This window comes from Bacillus sp. MUM 116 (genome assembly GCF_001866655.1).
Lineage (GTDB): Bacteria > Bacillota > Bacilli > Bacillales > Cytobacillaceae > Neobacillus.
Genome location: NZ_MLYR01000191.1, coordinates 1 through 5,106 on the forward strand (window position 1 = coordinate 1; position 5,106 = coordinate 5,106).

Annotated in this window: 6 protein-coding genes; 4 read left to right on the top strand and 2 right to left on the bottom strand. The window is 37.5% G+C overall.

Translation table 11 applies throughout. The features are described 5' to 3' along the window. Positions 1-58: 58 nt before the first annotated feature. Positions 59-238: a hypothetical protein gene (locus BIV60_RS27815; RefSeq protein WP_071358899.1), complete on the bottom strand. Its 180-nt coding sequence runs from the start codon at positions 236-238 to the stop codon at positions 59-61. Between the two features lie 239 nt (positions 239-477). On the opposite strand from BIV60_RS27815, the gene BIV60_RS27820 reads away from it, so the two are divergent. The 4 genes from BIV60_RS27820 (at position 478) to BIV60_RS27835 (ending at position 3,812) form a co-directional block, all read left to right on the top strand. Next, positions 478-816 (top strand): gamma-type small acid-soluble spore protein, encoded by a 339-nt coding sequence (locus BIV60_RS27820; protein WP_071358900.1) that lies wholly within the window; start codon positions 478-480, stop codon positions 814-816. 173 nt (positions 817-989) lie between these two features. Continuing rightward, positions 990-1,247 (top strand): YgaB family protein, encoded by a 258-nt coding sequence (locus tag BIV60_RS27825; RefSeq protein ID WP_071358901.1) that lies wholly within the window; start codon positions 990-992, stop codon positions 1,245-1,247. Between the two features lie 192 nt (positions 1,248-1,439). Then, positions 1,440-1,970, top strand: coding sequence for a nucleoside tri-diphosphate phosphatase (gene ntdP / locus BIV60_RS27830; protein ID WP_071358903.1), 531 nt, complete (start codon positions 1,440-1,442; stop codon positions 1,968-1,970). A gap of 75 nt (positions 1,971-2,045) precedes the next feature. Beyond that, complete coding sequence (locus BIV60_RS27835; protein WP_071358902.1) at positions 2,046-3,812, top strand: ABC transporter ATP-binding protein; 1,767 nt, start codon at positions 2,046-2,048, stop codon at positions 3,810-3,812. A gap of 14 nt (positions 3,813-3,826) precedes the next feature. Here the strand turns inward: BIV60_RS27835 and BIV60_RS27840 are convergent. Further along, positions 3,827-5,106, bottom strand: a 1,280-nt coding sequence (locus BIV60_RS27840) for an FUSC family protein (protein ID WP_371261603.1), incomplete at its 5' end; no start/stop codon positions are given.

The following is a 5,106-nucleotide window of genomic DNA, read 5'->3' on the forward strand; positions in this document are numbered from 1 at the left end:
CTAAACTATATGTCTAACTTTATTGGGTCAGATCACAAACCGGTGTTCATTTTTTAAACTATTTCAACCCGCCTCGACTCATAATTTCTTCTATAATTTCCTGATGAATCGTTTGCCCTTCACTATTTAAGTAGGGGACCATTTGCTGCAGGGAATGATGAAAATAGGATAGTTCTTGGTCATCCCACTCTTTTATAGACATCATTGAAAGTTCTGTCATATCCCTTCCGTTATACATTTACCTCTTCCTTTCAATCATGTTATTCAACTTAGTGTTTTGTTATGAATTGTCTTCTATACATTGAAAAAATTAATGAAAAGAAATCATCAATAGTTTCCTCGTGGATGATCAGGGGATAACCTATGTTGTTAATGCCTGAATTTCCTTGCTGGTTTAAGAAAAAATTATTTTTGAAAAATAATTGGGATAGTTCACGCACCTCAGGGGTACATTAATTTTCGTGGAGGTGATATAAAATGGCTAAATTCAACCAACAAGCCAACAAAACTTCTGCTGGAACTAACATCCAGGAAGTAAGACAACAAAATGCTCAATCTCAAGCAGGTGCAGGTGCTGCAGGATCATTCGGAACAGAATTCGCGAGTGAAACAAATGCAGCTGAGGTAAGACAACAAAATGCTCAATCAACTCGTGCAAAAGCTGGTGCAACTGGTGCAGGTGCTGGTGCAGCAGGTGCAGCAGGTGCATTTGGCACAGAATTTGGTAGCGAAACAAATGCGGCAGAGGTAAGACAACAAAACCAAGCTGCAGAAGCTCGCAAAAACCAAAATGCCGGCCAATTTGGTCAAAGCTAATATAATCTAAAAAAGTAGAAGGCGCTCTCAATCGGAAGAGTGCCTTCTCTTTTTTGGTTGTATTTTTGTTTTGAATTTCGACAAAAGATCTTTAAAATTTACACAAAAAGTCAAAGGAGAAATGGAGAATTTCAAGAATACATATAAAGTACAAAATATAAGGCGGTGATGGGTTGGATCAATTTAACCGATTAGTTTCCGAACAAATGATAACCATGGAAAAATTATTATACCTTCAAGCCGAGCTGGAACGTTGTCTAGAGATTGAAGCAGAATTACAAAAGCTACAAAATGAAACAGAGCTTGAGAGTATTCAGTCTGATATTCAAGAAATGAAAAAAGATTTAAAAGAAATTCAATTCATTTTTGAAAAGCAAACAGAAGAAGTCATCCAGTCCTATCAAGTAACACATTTAACTCATTCAAGATAAAAAAATGGCTAAAAATAAGAAAATACGTAAATTTTTCCTTAGGAGTCATTGAAATCAATGGCTCTTTTGTTTTAAAATCCTTGTTCAACCGTTATAATAATATAAAAGAGGAATTGTACTTTGTTGCCTTTTGTCACTTTTTTGATTTTTCGAAAAGGTTACAAAGCGTTCGGAATGAAGGTAGGGGAGAATATGGGCGTACCCATCGAAGGAGAACCAGTACAAATACATAGCTATAAACACAATGGGCACATCCATCGAGTCTGGGAAGAAACAACCGTTTTAAAAGGTTCGCAAAATTTGGTGATTGGCGGAAATGATCGGACGATTGTAACAGAATCAGATGGAAGAACATGGATCACAAGGGAGCCGGCTATTTGTTACTTTCATTCCCAATGCTGGTTCAATGTGATTGGAATGATTCGGGAAGACGGAATTTACTATTATTGTAACCTGAGTTCGCCGTTTATTTTTGACGGAGAAGCACTTAAATATATTGATTATGATTTGGATATAAAGGTTTATCCTGATATGACCTTCAATTTATTGGATGAAGATGAATACGAGCGGCACAGGAAAGAGATGAAATACCCTGAAGTAATCGACCAAATTTTAAAAAGAAACGTGGATAAGCTTATTCGTTGGATTCGTCAGCGAAAGGGTCCTTTTGCTCCGGATTTCATTGATATCTGGTATGAACGTTATTTAACCTATCGGCGCTAGATCATTTAGACCTGTTGAGAAAATAGTCAACAGGTTTTTGTTTGCGTCAAAGTGATGTGGAATGGGGTGGATGGTTTGAATAGTATACGCAGATACCTAGAATTTGTTAAGCCTTACAGACTGCAAATTTGGGGGACAATTTTCATCGGGGTTATAAAATTTGGGATTCCGCTTGTTATTCCCATGCTGATTCAATACGTGATTGATGATATTATTACGAATCATTCCTTAACAGACGAAGTAAGAATTCACAAATTGTTGATGATGATGGGAGTAATGGTGGTGATATTTGTCATTCTCAGACCGCCAATCGAGTATTATCGTCAATATTTTGCGCAATGGGTCTCAAGTAAAATTCTTTATGACATCCGTGACCATCTGTATACACATATTCAGAAATTAAGCTTTCGATACTATGCGAATACACGTGCGGGTGAAATAATTTCTCGTGTGATCAATGATGTGGAACAAACTAAAACCTTTGTCATTTCCGGCTTGATGAATCTTTGGCTGGATATTGCGACCATTGTCATTGCGATCATTATTATGTTTACAATGAATATTAGGCTGACAATTGTATCCATTCTGTTATTCCCTCTTTACGCCATTTCGGTAAGATACTTTTTTGGAAATCTGCGAAAATTTACTAGGATTCGTTCACAAGCGCTTGCAGAAGTCCAGAGCTATTTACACGAACGGGTACAAGGGATGCCGGTAATTAAGAGTTTTGCGATTGAAGAATATGAGCAAACTCAATTTGATAAAGTGAATAAAAACTTTTTAGAAAAAGCATTGCAGCATACGAGCTGGAATGCCAAAGCCTTCGCGGCCGTCAATACGATTACGGATATTGCTCCACTAATTGTTATTGGGTACTCTGCTTATCTGGTTATCCATCATGATCTTTCTTTAGGTAAAATGGTTGCCTTTTTTGCTTATATCGATAAGCTTTATAATCCATTAAGGAGATTGGTTAACTCTTCTACAACCATTACTCAATCTTTTGCATCCATGGACCGTGTGTTTGAACTTATGGATGAAAAATATGATATCGTCGATAAGCCAAATGCCATTGAGTGTTCCCTCGCAGGCGGCGACATTACCTTTGATAAGGTCAATTTTTCATATGGAGAAACGGAAAAAAAGGTATTAAAAAATGTTTCTTTAGAGGTAAAGAAGGGAGAGATCATAGCTCTAGTAGGGATGAGCGGCGGTGGAAAATCAACCTTCGTAAGCTTAATCCCGAGGTTTTATGATGTAACAGATGGTAGAATTACATTGGATGGCGAAGATATCCGCCATTTTAAGGTTCAGTCTTTAAGAGATAAAATTGGAGTAGTCTTTCAGGATAATATTCTTTTTAGTGAATCGGTTAAGGAGAATATTTTATTAGGAAAACCGAATGCTACGGATGAAGAGGTAATTCAAGCGGCAAAAGCGGCAAATGCGCATGATTTTATCTTAAATCTTGCTGAAGGGTATGATACAAGGGTAGGGGAAAGGGGCGTAAAGCTTTCCGGGGGGCAAAAACAGCGGATTGCGATTGCCCGTGTGTTCTTAAAAAATCCGCCTATTTTAATTTTGGATGAGGCAACATCGGCTCTTGATTTGGAAAGTGAACATTTAATTCAGGAGTCGCTTGAGGAGCTTGCGAAGGACCGTACTACCTTCATTGTGGCTCACCGGTTATCTACTATTACCCATGCCAATCGGATTGTTCTCATCCAGCATGGTGAAATTGCCGAAATCGGAAGCCATGAGGAATTAATGGCGAAACAAGGGAATTATTATAAACTATTTCAGGTTCAGCAGCTGGACCAAAAGGAAAAAACCGAAGCATAATAGCTTCGGTTTTCTTATTCTTCACTCTTTTCTTCAATAGGGACCTCATTATGATGGAAGGAATAGAAGCTCGAAATTAACGTGTCAAGATGTTCAATTTGTTCTCCGTAATCAATAATGAAGGCCGTGATTTGCATGATATGGTAAAGATGAGGATCATCACGATCCAGATATTCCTTCTGATGGGCGATAAAGAGTTCATAAAGTTCTTTTTTATTTATAAAATCATTTCCAGCAGACCCTGTTATTGGTTCCGGTACTTTTCCGATAAATCTTAGCATGAGTTGCTCATGATAGTATATGATACTATCCAGCTGCTCTTGAATGGCCCGTTGAAAATGTTCCGGCAGCATTAAGATTTCATTTTCAAACCGATGAAACTTTCTTAAAGTATCGACACCTTTTTTGGCAGTAAAAATCATTTGACGATAAATAACTAGCTTGCGTGACTTTTCCAAGTTATTCTTTTTAAAATAATTATGTTCTTCCTTGTACATACCATAGAACTGTTCCATTTTAATCAGACTATCTCGAAGCTTTTCAATCTCTTCTTTCAGGAGATGATGGTCAAAGTCATGGCGGGTGCTCAAGCGAATCCACCTGATTAATTCTGCAGTCGTACTTGATATTTTAAAATAAAGCTTACTTTCATACTTTGGTGGCATAAATACTAAATTAACGATGAAGGCTGAAAATACCCCAATCATGATTGTGGAAAACCGGACAGCCGCAAATGGAATGAAATTCCCGCCAGTTGTTTCCATGATCGAAACCAATGTAACAAGGGAGAGGCCGACCGTATTTCCCAGTTTCAGCTTAAGATTAATGCCAATGGCAATAATCGCGGCTAATCCAATGACGGTAAAATGATTTCCAAGTGTAAGGACGAAAAAAACAGCGATGATGGCTCCGATAATATTTCCCTGAATTTGTTCAATAATCGTTAAATACGAACGATAAATGGTCGGCTGAATTGCAAAAATTGCAGAAATGCCGGCAAATACCGGTGATGGCGAATGCAGCAGCTGAGCAAGATAGAGGGATAAAATAATTGCTATTCCCGTTTTTAAAATGCGGGCGCCTAACTTCATAAAAGCATGAATTCCTTTCAAAAAATTGTATAATACTAGTTTGTTCAATGTTAAACAATAAATGACTATACATGGATTGAAACATATAATCAAGAGATTTAAAATGATTTTTTTATGATATTTTTCTACAAGAAATGCGGAAGTGCCTTGGTCAGCCTCAGGCATTGTATAAGCCAAGCCGGCGAGAAGGTTGCTCTTTAACC